Source organism: Bacillus sp. SD075 (assembly GCF_017355165.1).
In the GTDB taxonomy this organism is placed as follows: Bacteria; Bacillota; Bacilli; order Bacillales; family DSM-1321; genus Peribacillus.
In genome coordinates this window covers 37,600-50,778 of sequence record NZ_JADILK010000016.1, presented here as the reverse complement: position 1 = coordinate 50,778, position 13,179 = coordinate 37,600, and the positions used below count along the sequence as shown (strand labels likewise).

The window sequence follows — 13,179 nt, the reverse complement described above, 5'->3', positions numbered from 1 at the left end:
CAAATAAGGTGGTGCTACTACATGGTTAAACCAATTAAAGAACAAAAGGCGGTATTGATTATTCTACTAAGCAATATATTCATTGCTTTTCTGGGAATTGGGCTCATCATCCCCGTTATGCCGTCATTTATGAATATCATGCATTTATCAGGAAGTACGATGGGTTATCTGGTTGCCGTATTTGCGGTTTCACAGCTTGTTATGTCACCATTCGCCGGTCGTTGGGTTGACCGTTACGGCAGAAAGAAAATCATCATCATCGGCTTATTCCTTTTTGGTGTTTCAGAACTTATCTTCGGTGTAGGGACAAACGTATCGGTGTTTTATTTATCAAGGATCCTAGGGGGAATCAGTGCCGCCTTTATTATGCCAGGTGTCACTGCATATGTTGCGGATATTACATCCGTACAGGAAAGGCCAAAAGCAATGGGCTATATTTCAGCCGCCATTAGCTTGGGCTTTATAATAGGACCCGGAATCGGTGGCTTTATTGCAGAATATGGTATACGCTTGCCTTTCTTCCTTGCGGCAGCCATTGCTTTTTTAGCATGCCTATCATCAATATTCATGTTAAAAGAGCCGCTGACAAAGGAACAACTTGCAAACGTTTCTGCTAATGCAAAGCAAACAAACTTTATGGGCGATTTAAAGAGATCACTTAATCCGATTTACTTTATCGCGTTCATCATTGTATTTGTACTCGCTTTTGGTTTATCAGCCTATGAAACTGTTTTTAGCCTATTTTCTGATCATAAATTCGGCTTCACGCCGAAGGATATTGCAATTATCATTACAATAAGCTCTATTTTCGGAGTTGTTGTGCAAGTATTCATGTTTGGAAAACTGGTAGATCTTCTCGGCGAAAAGAAACTTATCCAATTATGTTTAATCGTCGGTGCAATTTTTGCGGTAGCGTCCACTATGATCTCTAGCTTTTTGGCAGTTCTTGTGGTAACCTGCTTCATTTTCCTTGCATTTGACTTACTTCGTCCGGCATTGACGACATTTTTATCAAAAGCTGCCGGGAAAGAACAAGGATTCGTTGCTGGAATGAACTCCACCTATACGAGCTTAGGGAATATAGCCGGGCCATCTCTGGGAGGATTACTATTTGATGTAAACATCCACTATCCTTATCTTTTCGCCGCTGTGATTATCGTCATTGGACTGGGCATTACAGCCATTTGGAAAGAAAACCGATTGACAGAAAGCTTAGCGAAATAATTAAAGTCCTCGGATTGTTATTCCCTAATTTTCCAAAGCACCTTTCCTTTTGAACTGGAAAACTCACAAACTCGAAAAATGATATTCTACGAAAAGACCCCCTGTCCATATTTAGGCAAGGGGTTTATCTTATCCAGATAAGTTGTTTTTACTATTATTAATTAAGAGTGGGATTCTGTTTTTCAACGTTCCAAATCGATTCTGAATTTATATCGATCTGCACGGTAGACAGATCGGACAACCCCAAGTGGTCGATTGGTATCCAGGATAATTCTTCGTTCTATCAGCAATATAGGGGAACCTTCGATTACCTCGAGCATTTCCGCCTCTTTTTTTTGTGCAATGGAGGCTTCAATCACCTGTATGTTATGCTGGATATTTAAGCCAAACATTTTTTCTACATAGTCATGAATGGACGTTACGGCTATTTCTTTCGTTAGATCCCCGGCAAGAACTTTAGAGATGTATAGTCTTTCATATGCCATCGGCAACTGATCAGCAAGCCTTACACGTTCCAGATCGAAAATAGAAGTTCCTTCTTCAACCTCAAGCTTTACAGCAAGTTCATGATCAGCATTGACTTCCGTAAAACTGATAACTCGTGTACTTGGTTCAAGTCCTCTAGAAATCATATCCTCTGAAAAGCTTGTTAATCCTTGCAAGGGCGACTCCAATTTTTGTTGGGCAACGAATGTTCCTTTTCCGCGCTGCCTGTATAAATATCCTCCATACACAAGGTTAGATATGGCCTGTCTCACCGTCATTCTGCTTATTCCATATTTTTCAGTGTATTCTTTTTCTGAAGGAATCATCTCTCCTGGCTCCAATTCAAGATTTTGAATCGCTTCTTTAATCTCTTCCTCAAGTTGATGATAAATGGGACTCGGAGAATTCTTCCGGATCATCAGCGTACATCTTCCTTTCATCGTGATGTAGATTTTACAAGTCATCCTGATCGGAATATAATACCGCTCATTGATATTATCAATGCTTGTTAACACGATAAGATAAGACTTACCTTTCTAAGTATCCAAATTCCTTTTTGTGAATTTCAATACCGATTCCCTTGAACGTTCAATTTCATTTTTATTTTCATTATAGAATTTTGAAACATACGCATAGAAAATTATGCTGACCGTTAGAAATTGTGCAAAAAGCGAACTTGTTGCCGCACTTCGAAATTTAGCCTCCGGTGCACGTACATGATTTAGGGACATATCAACTTTCTTAGTTAGTCCATTGTTCCCCAACCGTGATAAACCAATTGTTTTAATGCCATATGCTTTAGCAATATCAACGAGTTCCAGGATCTCTTCCGTTTCACCACTATTGGAAATACAGAAAAAAACGGTATTCTTTGATGATGCAGCAAGTGCAGTGGCCGTAATATGCGGGTCCTGATTGGCACTTACAATCTTTCCTAAACGTAACCATTTCTGTGTAATATCTTCAGCAACGAGCCATGATGCCCCTAAACCATAAACATAAATGACATCTGCACTTCTCATGGTTTCAATGATATTGTCAAGAACGGCCTCATCCAAATAATGTGCAGTTTCTTGTATAGCTTGGACAGAATTGGACACTATTTTATTTTTAATGGACGCTATTGTTTCATTAGGCTCAATGTCATGGAAACCTTTTTTCTCCGGTTGGGAAATCAGGGATGATAAAGATACCTTCAGTTCTGAAAAACTGTTAACTTTTATAGAATGACAGAATCTCGTTACAGCTGAACTGCTGGCATTGGCATGATCAGCTAATTCATGTATCGTCATTCTTATAATGTCGTTTGGATTTTCTAAAATGTATTGTGCAATTTTCCTTTCTGATCTAGGCAACTGGTTCAATAAACTTTCAATTCTCAATATAATATTTTCGACGTGCATAAGATTTATTCTCCTTGATCTTTACTTACTTTAAATGCTTCATTGCTATGTAGTAACAACCCAAGGTAGCGGAGACGTCTTCTAAAACAAATTTCACATTTGGATTTTCAAGTTTAATATGATTGATGAAAGAGCTTTGCACCAATGGTATATTTGTCAATACGCTACCCTTTATTGCCATTGTAACATTCTCACTTAACTTTAACTTCTTCATTACCTCAAGCGTTTGTTTTGAAAGGTGGTACCCGGCCTGATTCAGAATATTTTGCGAGAAACCATCGCCCTTCTCAGCAAGTTGGACAACTAGGGGAACAAACGCGGCAATCTCGGATTTCGTGGCGGAATAAATGAATTTCTTTAGTTCCATAACACTATGATAGCCAAGTTTTTTAAGTATTGTCTCGGTTAAAAGGCTATGGTCATGCCCCCCATCCACTTCTTTCGTCATTTTTATAAAAGCCTGCATGGCGATCCAATAGCCACTTCCTTCATCCCCAAGAATGTGTCCCCAGCCACCAGCCGATTTCTCGATTCCTTTATGGATGCCGAAACTTACAGATCCAGTTCCGGATACAGTCAGAATGCCATCATTTCCTTTTAGTAAAGCAGCATGAGCGATAACTCCATCATTTACAATCGTGAACGGGGCATTAAATGCCTTGCTTAATGCACTTTTTATACCCTGTGGATTTTCAACTCCTCCATACCCGGCTAATCCTAAGCAAATGTAATGGCAGCTACCATTATCAATAGGAGTTATGCTTTGTTCAATTGCCTGTATTATGTTAGCGATTGCTTGTTTTTCATTTATAAGCAGGTTTCCAAACCCCGCTTTACCTTCACTTATTTTATTACCCTCTAAATCATAAGCCACTGCTTCAGTTTTAGTGCCCCCGCCGTCAACACCGATAATATAATTCATATCATTCTCCTATTCAGTAAAAAAGGAAGGAATATCAACGTTCCTTCCCTGATCAATTAACATTGAATTGGAATTTCCCCCATGGTTCCAAATGATCGAGGAGGAAAATTTCCTCTTCTGCTATTCGGCCAACTACATTCGTTTTCCCCGAATTCTTCATTTCCTTCAAGGCAATCTGCAATTCCCCTTTATATTGTCCATAGAGCTCATTTTCAATTAAAATATCACCGCGTCTAATATCAGGGGTATATGTTGGTTTAAATTCTTCGCTCTTATATTTTACGCGTGATTGAGTCGAGCGAATAAGATAATCGGAAACATCTCCACGGTAAAAATGGAATTCTTCCACTACTATCTTTTTCTCTAATACTGTTATGGTTTCGTGAAGATTAACATTAAATGTTAATTGACCGCTATTTAACAGACTAAGCTGTTTCAATTCTTCTTCAGATGCGTAGGCATTTGCAATAATTACATCATCAATCAACCCTGTCGCATACAAGTGTTTCGCTTGAGTTGTAATGGGTAATTCCCGGTGCATCTCTAATGTACATAATCCTTCCATTATAGGCCAAGGTCCGTACGTTGCTGCATGTGAGCTTATGAAAGCTGCCGTGCGGATATTATGTTTTTTGAATGACTCACAGCATTTTATAAAATGAGGATAGCTCAATCCTGCATAGCGGTGAGGATAGAAGTTATGCGATCCAACTAAATTCTCTTTATTTGGTTTGTAATCCATAATATTTTCTAAATATTTTGTTGCATTGCTCATGTTTATTTCAATTTTTAGATTATATGGATTATGTGTCATAATCGACTCTTCGTTACCTGTAAAACCCATGTCTAACCTGATTCCATACGCACCTAATTCTGCAAAAAACGATAAGTCATTATAAGAAATGCCTAGCGAACCGAATACTCTGGGAGCAATATCGACCATCACTTCCATATTTAATTGATTGGCATAACGAATTGTTTCTTTAAATTCTTTTAAAATCTTCTCTTTGTCACCTTCGACAGAAAGCAGGCAAGTAAAGATCTTTTTGAATCCATATTTGTGTGCACGTGCAATGTATTCCATGTCTTTTTCAACGGTTGAATGCTCTGGATAGATAGATATACCGAGTTTACCCATTATTTAATCACCTCTTTACTGTTGTGGGGCTAGCTTTTTTACAATGCGAATCATATGTTCAATTAGTTTTTGTTCACTCATTGCCGTCATCAAGTGATCCTGAGCATGAATCATTAATAAAGTTTTCTCACTTGGAACTCCATTCAATTCTGCTTGAATTAGCTTGGTTTGTGTCTTATGGGCCAAGTTCAATTCTTCCTGGCCTTGTTTGATTAAATCCTCTGCCTTTTCAAAATTGAATTCTTCCGCTTCTTTCAGTGCTTCGAATGCTAATCCCCTTGCATTTCCACTATGTGATATTATTTCAAAAATTTCCATTTCATTATTGTTCATTTCGGTTGACATATCATTACACTCCTATTTTATGTTAGATTATGATGTTTTAATGGATTACTGTCCATTCACACGTTGTTTGGTGCAGCACTGTCACTGAAGAATCGTGGTAAATATTCTTCATGCTCCTTTAATAGTTTTTGTAAAACCATTTCCGCCAGGTCATCACTTGGAATGAGCGGGTTAATCGTTAAAGCTAATAACGCTTTATCATAAGAACCTGTAACGGCTGCCTCTGCACCTATTCTTTCAAATGATTTGATTTGTTGAATCAAGCCATTCACTTGTACGGGTAATTTCCCCATAGTCAAAGGAATTGGTCCATTCTTGGTGACAATACAGCTTACTTCGACTGCTGAATCATAATCAATATCTGGAAGCGATCCTTTGTTTTGTACATTTAGCACTTGAATGTCTTTCTTATCATTATGAATTGAAGAAATGACGTTACACGCTGCATCACTATAGTAAGCTCCACCGCGTTGCTCTAATTGTGGAGGCTTGGTGTCAAGAGTTTCATCCTTGTATAGGTCAAACAAACCTTCTTCTAATTTTTTCACAATTTCAGCTCGAGTTTCACCTGATTTGAATGCTTCCAGCTCTTCCTCTAAAATCGTATTTGTTTTGTAATAATAACGATGGTACGGGCAAGGCACCACTCCTAAAGATTTCAAAAATCTTCTGTTCCAAGCCAATGGGGCAATATTCTTCATCGTCAGTTGAATTTCAGGATTGCCAAGCATTTCAAGCACTTTATCTGTGATTTCTTGATCATCAACGAACACATGCATTCCGAATACCATATGGTTTAACCCAGCGAAATCTATGCGCACTCTTTTCATATCAACACCAAGCATGCTAGAAATAGAGATATGCATATTAAATGGAACATTGCATACACCAATGACTTTTTTATGTTTGCTGTAGCGGAGAAGGGCTTCCGTTACCATCCCCGCTGGGTTTGTGAAGTTAATTAACCATGCATCAGGGCAGAGTTCTTGCATTTCTTCGGCAATTTCAAGAATAATGGGAATCGTTCGTAAAGCTTTCGATAATCCTCCTGCGCCATTCGTTTCTTGACCAATTAATCCTAATTCCAACGGGATCCGCTCGTCCTTGATTCTTGCATCAAGTAATCCCACCCTCATTTGCGTTGTGACGAAATCAGCATTTTGCAAGGCTTGACGGCGGTCTAGCGTTAGATGTATTTCCATTGGAAGTCCTGCTTTTTCAACCATACGTTTTGCTAAGCTTCCTACAATTTCAAGTTTTTCTTTTCCCGCCTCAATATCCACTAACCACAGTTCCCTAATAGGCAACTCATCATATCGTTTAATAAATCCTTCTATTAATTCTGGTGTATAACTAGAGCCCCCACCTATTGTGGCAATCTTCAACCCTTTTTTCATTTCCATTCCCCTAACACCTCATAGTTAGCTAATCTGAATTTTTTTTATTTATAGATTATTGCATAACAAACCAGTGCGCTCACCGCTAATAAAGACAAGAATAATAGTAATGCTTTTTTCTTGTTTTTAAACTTACCTTCAACAAAACAAACAACCATCGTCAATCCCGCGCTTATGGCAAAGGTATTTCCTAAGTACAGTGATAATTGTTTATTTATCTCAAAGGCATCCATTAATCTGTTAAAGATAAAATTAAAAACAAGAATGAAGCTAAAAAATAGAAAGGCACTTTTGTAACTAAAAAAGTGAATTCTAGATGTTGAATTCATGTTCTTCCCCCCCTCACATTATATAAAGGAGTTTGGAGCATTTAGTCCCAAACCCCCTTTTTGGTATTCCTTATAAAGCGATATTTTTATTATCCGTTGTTTCTACCATGTTTTCCTGCGCCAATAGCTTTTTATCGTACATCTTAAAGAATGGCAGATAAATAATAACGGAAATTGTTAAATTCACCATCACGAGAACAATGGCTCTCCAATCACCGCCTGTAGAAAGGTAGGCACCTATTGGAGCGGGCAATGTCCAGGGAACCATTACATATGTCGGGTTCACCAGTCCAATGGACGTTGCTATATATGCAAGTGTCGCACCAATTAGAGGTGTAATGATAAATGGAATAATCAGTACCGGGTTTAGGACAATCGGCATCCCGAAGATAACAGGTTCATTGATGTTAAAAATGCTTGGCACAATTGTCGCTTTCCCCATTGCTTTACTATAGGTGGACTTTGCCGTTAAGAGCATGGCTATAACTAAACCCAAAGTTGCACCAGACCCACCAATCCAAATAAACCATTGAAAGAATGTTTCAGGAGCTATGTGGGGAATTGCCTTTCCGGCTGCAACTGCTGCCGAGTTATTCCCCAAGTACACTTCCCATACCGGACGAGCAACGGCACCTACTACTGAAACGCCATGAATACCAAATGACCAGAAGAACGTAATCAAAAATACTGGAATTAATACACCTGGCAATGTATCGCCTGCACTGATGAGTGGTGCAACCGCTTTATCAACAAGTGAATGTAGATCAACAGCAAAAACGACTGTAATTAAAGTCATGACAAGCAGTACAATTGTAACTGGTATTAATGCTTCAAATGAACGGGCTACTGAAGTTGGAACAGAATCCGGCATTTTAATCGTGATATTTTTTGTCTTGCAGAGACGTAAAATTTCGACAGCAAAAATGGATACAAGCATTCCTACAAAAAGACCATGCCCTCCAAGATTTGTCATTGGCAAAACAAACCCCACATCATCCATCATCTTTACTCCAATTGTGAACAAGAAGGCTGCTAATGATAGTAAACCTCCAGATAGAGGATCAAGTTTATAGCTTTGAGATAAGCTGTAGCCTATACCAAAAGTAATATATAGCGTCATGATAAACATCGTTAAACGATATGGTATTAATATTTCAGCCAGATGTTTTGCAGACCATTCACCCAATGCCGTATCTGCTGCAACGGGCGGAAATGCAATGATCAAGAATAAACTGCCAAAGATGATGAAAGGTAGCGCAGAAACCACACCATCTCGAATTGCGCGTAAATGTTTTTGCTCAGACAATTTAGCCATGGGTGTTGAAAGATTATTTTCTAAAAAAGCTACAAACTTGTCCATTCGTGTTTTCTCCTTTTACATTTAATGAAAAGAAATAGTAGTTCGTTTATTATTTAGCTAATTCGGTTACAAGTTTTAATAGCTTAGGTCCGCCAAGAGGGCTGTAGGCTTGAGCTGGAATGGCTTCACATGGGACGCCCGCTTCGTCCGCAGATGCCTTAAAGCCATCGAAACGATGTTTGACTTGCGGAGCCACCATCGCAACATCCCAGCCATTTCGTACTTCTGCATCAAATTCTTGGGTGCCTACTGCCAATACTTCTAAAGTTACACCCTGTTTTTCCCCTTCCTTCTTTAAAGCGCTTACAACGATTGCACTGGACATTCCACCTGAACATACGAATAATACCTTCATTATTTGTTCCTCCAATTTTTTATTTTTTATAAAAAGCGTTAAATCGTTTTTCTTATGAATCCTTGTGCCTTCACTAAACGATTTAAAGCTTCTTCATACGATACATTCGTTAAAATCATGACAATTGCAATTTTAGGCTGAGCATGCGCCTTTTCTAAAAATTCATCTGCAATTTCATAGCTACAGTCAGTAGCGTCCATGATAATACGTTTTGCACGTTCAACTAGCTTCTCATTAGTTAACTGTAAATCTACCATTAAATTACCATAAACTTTTCCAACTCCAACCATAGATGCCGTCGAAAGCATGTTGCATACTAACTTTTGCGATGTTCCAGCTTTTAAACGTGTAGAACCCGTCAGGACTTCAGGCCCGTTCACAACTTCAATCGCAACATTTGCAATCTTACCTATCTCAGAACCTTTGTTACAGCTTATAGACACCGTTCCTGCACCAACTTGATTGGCATATTCCAATCCAGCCATAACATATGGAGTGCGTCCACTAGCAGCAATGCCCACTACAACATCCCTGTTTGTTAATTCGATTTTCTTTAAATCTTCAGGACCTAATTCAAAACTGTCTTCAGCGCCTTCAACCGCCTTAATGAAAGCCTTTTCCCCACCAGCTATAAGACCCACTACTTCACTCGGATCGGTATTAAATGTTGGGGGACATTCTACTGCATCCAATAAACCGATGCGCCCACTTGTTCCTGCACCCATGTAAATTAATCGTCCGTTTTTATTCATGGCTTCAACGATCATCTCCACCGCTTTAGAAATTTGCGGTAGTTCTTTTTTTACACAATGGGCAACTTTAATGTCTTCTTCGTTCATTACCTCTAAAAATTCTAGTGTTCCCATTTCATCTAAACTCATGGTCTTTTCATTACGACGCTCTGTCGTTAAGTGCTCCAGCATACCTATCATCCTTTTTTATTTCAGTGGTGAAAGTGGTGAAACTTTTTTAGCTATAGAAAATATATCACTATTAAAATTAAATTTCAATATTGTATATACATTTTTAAAATTTAATTTTAAAATAAACGTAAGATACTTAAATTGGTTGATATTTAGCATTCTACTAATACTAACCCTTATATGAACCAAACCTACGATTCTTTTTGTTGTTAGATCTTGGAAATTCATATTTTCATTATTTGTTAACGCTTACAAATAATGAAATATAAATATTAGTAATGAAATGAGGTTGTACATTGATGAATGAAAGAATGACAAAGAAAAAATTTGGTTCATTGGCGCTAGCCGCTTTGGTGGGAGGATCACTTCTCCTTCCAGCTGATTTGAATGCAAATGCAGCATCCAGGCCTATCCCTCAGCAAACGACTTATGTAAAACAGGAACTGCGTGCTACTTGGATTGCAAGTGTGTTAAATATTGACTGGCCGTCCAAACCTGGTTTATCCGTATCAGCACAAAAAGAAGAATTCATAAATTATTTGGATGAACAAAAAGCAATGGGAATGAATGCTGTGGTTATGCAAATTAAACCCACTGCCGATGCTTTTTATCCATCTGAATACGGTCTCTGGTCAACATATTTAACAGGAGTCCAAGGAAAAGATCCTGGGTATGACCCTCTTGCATTCATGCTAGTAGCAGTACATGAGCGTAATATGGAATTTCATGCGTGGTTTAATCCATACCGCATTACCATGCCTTTAGGTAAAACAGCTGAAATATCGGATATTGACAATCTTCCAGAATCTCATCCTGCTAGAAAACACCCGGATTGGGTCATACCCTATGGACAACAATTGTATTTTAACCCTGGCATTCCTGGCGTACAACGGTTTGTGATCGATGGAATAATGGAAGTTGTTAAGGATTATGATATCGATGCAGTCCATATGGACGATTATTTCTATCCTTACAAGATTGCAGGTGTACCTTTCCCAGATGACATTTCCTATCAAAAATATGGAGCAGATAGATTTACAAATATTGAAGATTGGCGCAGGGATAATGTAAATAACCTTGTTAAGGATATTAATGAAAAAATCAAGGCAGAAAAGTCATATGTGAAGTTCGGTATAAGTCCATTTGGAGTTTGGCGCAACAAGGAAGTTGATCCCACAGGCTCTGACACTGCCGCTGGACAAACGAATTATGATGATTTATATGCAGATACCAGGACTTGGATCAATAATGGATACATCGATTATATTGCCCCTCAATTATATTGGAATATAGGATTGCCGGTAGCTGACTATGCCAAACTTCTTGATTGGTGGACAAAAGAAGTCGAAGGTAAAAATGTTCAACTCTATATTGGACAAGGAGACTATAAAATTAATACAGAGTCCAATGGTGTACAAAACTGGTTCAATCCTGAAGAAATGCCAAACCAGCTAAAACTGAATCGAACATTTAAGGAATTTGATGGAAGCATGCATTTCAGTGCCAAAGATTTACGGAAAAACCCCCTTGGGATAGCGGATCGCTTACGAGACGATATTTATAAGCATCCCGCATTGGTTCCAGCCATGCCATGGATTGACGACCATTCCCCAAAGGCTCCAAAAGTGAGCAAGCCAACACAGGCAGGAGCAGGAATACAATTTGAAATTCAGGATCACAAGCAATCAGATGCATCCTATTATGCCATTTATCGTTTTGATGGGAAGAAAAAAGGAAACATAGAAAACTCAACGAACTTACTTACCGCAGTGCATAAAGGTAACCAACGTCAATTGTTTCATGACGACAGTGTAGAAAAAGGAAGGACATACACATATCTTGTGACTGCCTTGGACCGCACCCACAATGAAAGCAAGCAATCTAAACAGATTACTATAAAAGTAAAATGATCTTTGAGAAAAGTTACAGGGCACGCAATTAGTGAACATTGGAAGTATCCATTAAACAATATGTTAGTAGCTTACACTGTTCATGTGATGCTAAATAAGGATTATAAAAGAATTGAAGTAGGGGGAATGACGATGTACATAGTTGGATTGATGTCCGGAACATCACTGGATGGTATCGATGCCGCGCTTGTTCGGGTGAATAATAGTGGACTCGAGACTGAACTGGAAATGATTGAGTTCATGACATGCCCTTTTCCAAAAGATATTGAAATAGAAATAATGAAGTCTTTATCTGCAGACACATCCGATGTGCAGTTAATATGCAGTTTGAATTTTAAATTAGGGAAGTTATTCGCCAATGCGGTAAAAGAAGTTTGTCATAAAGCTGGATTTCCCATTAATAAACTGGACCTTATTGGATCCCATGGACAAACCATTTACCACCAGCCTGTAAAGGAACAGAATTATATACCCTCCACGTTGCAAATTGGGGAAGCTGCAGTAATTGCTCACGATACAAACACACTTGTAATCTCTAATTTCCGTACGATGGACATGGCTGCTGGTGGGCAAGGGGCTCCTCTTGTCCCTTTTACAGAATACATTCTTTATAGAAGTGAAGCGAAGGGCAGATTACTTCAAAACATCGGTGGCATCGGAAATGTGACCGTCTTACCCAAGCAAGCATCTCTGAATGACATGTCTGCTTTTGATACAGGTCCTGGGAATATGATCATTGATGAAGTATGCCGCCAATTGTTCAATATAAGCTATGACGAAGGTGGTAACATAGCTAAACAAGGACAAATCAATGACGAACTTTTATCTTATTGTATCAGTCATCCTTATATTATGAGCCCTCCACCAAAATCAACGGGCAGGGAATTGTTTGGCAAGCAATATGTAGTAAAACTATTAAAGATGTTTGAATCGCTTCCAAATCAAGATATTTTGGCAACTGTAACGATGTTTACAGCAAAGTCCATTGTGGAAAACTATCGAAATTTCATCTTTCCAAAAACCACCATTGAAGAAGTGATCATTGGCGGCGGTGGCAGCTATAACAAAACGTTATTGAATATGATTCAATCACTGCTTGGAAATTCTATTCAAGTATTGACTCAAGAAGAGTTGGGATACTCTTCTGAAGCGAAAGAAGCGGTGGCCTTTGCATTACTTGCAAATGAGACTTTCCATGGTAATGCAAGTAACGTACCAAAGGCTACCGGTGCTGACCTCGATGTCATTCTTGGAAACATGACCTTCCCTCCTTCCTATCTGAAGGGACGTGAAAATACTTTTTAAGCATTGAAAAAGAGTAGACGGCACATCGATATTTGATGTGCCGTCTACTCTTTCTTTGAATGCCTGAAGAATCATCGCATAC

At 38.6% G+C, this 13,179-nt stretch carries 13 protein-coding genes; 3 read left to right on the top strand and 10 right to left on the bottom strand.

The window, feature by feature from the left end:
* Window positions 1-21: 21 nt before the first annotated feature.
* On the top strand, window positions 22-1,224 hold the full coding sequence (locus IOC57_RS13210) for an MFS transporter (protein ID WP_207439164.1): 1,203 nt from the start codon (window positions 22-24) through the stop codon (window positions 1,222-1,224).
* 182 nt (window positions 1,225-1,406) lie between these two features.
* Here IOC57_RS13210 and IOC57_RS13205 read toward each other — a convergent pair whose 3' ends face one another.
* The 10 genes from IOC57_RS13205 to murQ all read right to left on the bottom strand — a co-directional run bounded on the left by IOC57_RS13205 (window position 1,407) and on the right by murQ (window position 9,882).
* Window positions 1,407-2,129 carry a GntR family transcriptional regulator gene (locus IOC57_RS13205; RefSeq protein ID WP_207439163.1) on the bottom strand — a complete coding sequence of 241 codons (723 nt, stop codon included), beginning with the start codon at window positions 2,127-2,129 and terminating at the stop codon, window positions 1,407-1,409.
* A 117-nt stretch (window positions 2,130-2,246) separates the two neighbouring features.
* Complete coding sequence (locus IOC57_RS13200; protein WP_207439162.1) at window positions 2,247-3,113, bottom strand: MurR/RpiR family transcriptional regulator; 867 nt, start codon at window positions 3,111-3,113, stop codon at window positions 2,247-2,249.
* A gap of 25 nt (window positions 3,114-3,138) precedes the next feature.
* Window positions 3,139-4,035, bottom strand: a complete 897-nt coding sequence (locus IOC57_RS13195; protein WP_207439161.1) for an N-acetylglucosamine kinase — start codon at window positions 4,033-4,035, stop codon at window positions 3,139-3,141.
* Between the two features lie 52 nt (window positions 4,036-4,087).
* A complete protein-coding gene (locus IOC57_RS13190; protein WP_207439160.1) occupies window positions 4,088-5,173 on the bottom strand; it encodes a DUF871 domain-containing protein in 1,086 nt (361 codons plus the stop codon).
* A 15-nt stretch (window positions 5,174-5,188) separates the two neighbouring features.
* Window positions 5,189-5,518, bottom strand: a complete 330-nt coding sequence (locus tag IOC57_RS13185) for a PTS lactose/cellobiose transporter subunit IIA (protein WP_207439159.1) — start codon at window positions 5,516-5,518, stop codon at window positions 5,189-5,191.
* Between the two features lie 56 nt (window positions 5,519-5,574).
* Window positions 5,575-6,921: a 6-phospho-beta-glucosidase gene (locus IOC57_RS13180; protein ID WP_286184826.1), complete on the bottom strand. Its 1,347-nt coding sequence runs from the start codon at window positions 6,919-6,921 to the stop codon at window positions 5,575-5,577.
* 38 nt (window positions 6,922-6,959) lie between these two features.
* A complete protein-coding gene (locus IOC57_RS13175; protein WP_207439158.1) occupies window positions 6,960-7,244 on the bottom strand; it encodes a hypothetical protein in 285 nt (94 codons plus the stop codon).
* Window positions 7,245-7,314: 70 nt separating this feature from the next.
* Window positions 7,315-8,604, bottom strand: a complete 1,290-nt coding sequence (locus IOC57_RS13170) for a PTS sugar transporter subunit IIC (RefSeq protein WP_207439157.1) — start codon at window positions 8,602-8,604, stop codon at window positions 7,315-7,317.
* A gap of 49 nt (window positions 8,605-8,653) precedes the next feature.
* Window positions 8,654-8,959: a PTS sugar transporter subunit IIB gene (locus IOC57_RS13165; RefSeq protein ID WP_063233328.1), complete on the bottom strand. Its 306-nt coding sequence runs from the start codon at window positions 8,957-8,959 to the stop codon at window positions 8,654-8,656.
* A 38-nt stretch (window positions 8,960-8,997) separates the two neighbouring features.
* On the bottom strand, window positions 8,998-9,882 hold the full coding sequence (gene murQ / locus IOC57_RS13160) for an N-acetylmuramic acid 6-phosphate etherase (RefSeq protein WP_207439156.1): 885 nt from the start codon (window positions 9,880-9,882) through the stop codon (window positions 8,998-9,000).
* A gap of 299 nt (window positions 9,883-10,181) precedes the next feature.
* Between murQ and IOC57_RS13155 the strand changes: the two genes are divergently transcribed.
* Complete coding sequence (locus IOC57_RS13155; protein WP_286184824.1) at window positions 10,182-11,792, top strand: glycoside hydrolase family 10-like protein; 1,611 nt, start codon at window positions 10,182-10,184, stop codon at window positions 11,790-11,792.
* 132 nt (window positions 11,793-11,924) lie between these two features.
* A complete protein-coding gene (anmK, locus tag IOC57_RS13150; RefSeq protein ID WP_207439155.1) occupies window positions 11,925-13,097 on the top strand; it encodes an anhydro-N-acetylmuramic acid kinase AnmK in 1,173 nt (390 codons plus the stop codon).
* The last annotated feature ends 82 nt before the right edge of the window (window positions 13,098-13,179 follow it).

What these genes read in the sequence shown, in the direction of transcription:
- IOC57_RS13170 (WP_207439157.1), bottom strand. Translation starts at nt 8,604, where the DNA reads ATGGACAAGTTTGTAGCTTTTTTAGAAAATAATCTTTCAACACCCATG.
- IOC57_RS13175 (WP_207439158.1), bottom strand. Translation starts at nt 7,244, where the DNA reads ATGAATTCAACATCTAGAATTCACTTTTTTAGTTACAAAAGTGCCTTT.
- IOC57_RS13190 (WP_207439160.1), bottom strand. Translation starts at nt 5,173, where the DNA reads ATGGGTAAACTCGGTATATCTATCTATCCAGAGCATTCAACCGTTGAA.
- anmK (WP_207439155.1), top strand. Translation starts at nt 11,925, where the DNA reads ATGTACATAGTTGGATTGATGTCCGGAACATCACTGGATGGTATCGAT.
- IOC57_RS13180 (WP_286184826.1), bottom strand. Translation starts at nt 6,921, where the DNA reads ATGGAAATGAAAAAAGGGTTGAAGATTGCCACAATAGGTGGGGGCTCT.
- IOC57_RS13165 (WP_063233328.1), bottom strand. Translation starts at nt 8,959, where the DNA reads ATGAAGGTATTATTCGTATGTTCAGGTGGAATGTCCAGTGCAATCGTT.
- IOC57_RS13210 (WP_207439164.1), top strand. Translation starts at nt 22, where the DNA reads ATGGTTAAACCAATTAAAGAACAAAAGGCGGTATTGATTATTCTACTA.
- IOC57_RS13200 (WP_207439162.1), bottom strand. Translation starts at nt 3,113, where the DNA reads ATGCACGTCGAAAATATTATATTGAGAATTGAAAGTTTATTGAACCAG.
- IOC57_RS13155 (WP_286184824.1), top strand. Translation starts at nt 10,182, where the DNA reads ATGAATGAAAGAATGACAAAGAAAAAATTTGGTTCATTGGCGCTAGCC.
- IOC57_RS13205 (WP_207439163.1), bottom strand. Translation starts at nt 2,129, where the DNA reads ATGATCCGGAAGAATTCTCCGAGTCCCATTTATCATCAACTTGAGGAA.
- IOC57_RS13195 (WP_207439161.1), bottom strand. Translation starts at nt 4,035, where the DNA reads ATGAATTATATTATCGGTGTTGACGGCGGGGGCACTAAAACTGAAGCA.
- IOC57_RS13185 (WP_207439159.1), bottom strand. Translation starts at nt 5,518, where the DNA reads ATGTCAACCGAAATGAACAATAATGAAATGGAAATTTTTGAAATAATA.
- murQ (WP_207439156.1), bottom strand. Translation starts at nt 9,882, where the DNA reads ATGCTGGAGCACTTAACGACAGAGCGTCGTAATGAAAAGACCATGAGT.